Annotated in this window: 1 protein-coding gene; it reads right to left on the bottom strand. The window is 60.1% G+C overall.

Features of this window, described 5'->3' with window-relative positions; all coding sequences use genetic code 11:
• Window positions 1-90: 90 nt before the first annotated feature.
• Window positions 91-316, bottom strand: a 226-nt coding sequence (locus J0A68_RS23345) for a TetR family C-terminal domain-containing protein (RefSeq protein ID WP_206580515.1), incomplete at its 5' end; no start/stop codon positions are given.

Below are 316 nucleotides of genomic sequence, written 5' to 3'. Positions count from 1 at the left end.
ATTCAGTTGGCGCAAAACGTCGAGCCCGCTGCCGTTCACTCTTAAGCCGCCGTGGTAACGGCGCGGCGGCTGACATCAACACTTATACGGCTATACGGCGGTGGAACGCAGCCCGTTCAGCAACAGGTTCAAACTGGCCAAGTCTTGTTCCAGCCCCACGTCTTTTTCCGGATGATGGGCGACCCACAGCGCGGCATCCATCAGGCCGCCGTTGATTAAATGCGCCAGCGCTTCCGGCTCGGCGATAGCGATACGCCGCTGCGCCATCAATACCTCCAATGCGCCCGTCATCCAGCTGATGCACGCCAGCTTGCTG

This window comes from Algoriphagus oliviformis (assembly GCF_017254915.1).
GTDB classification, from domain to species: domain Bacteria; phylum Bacteroidota; class Bacteroidia; order Cytophagales; family Cyclobacteriaceae; genus Algoriphagus; species Algoriphagus oliviformis.
This window is presented reverse-complemented; position numbering and strand designations above follow the sequence as displayed.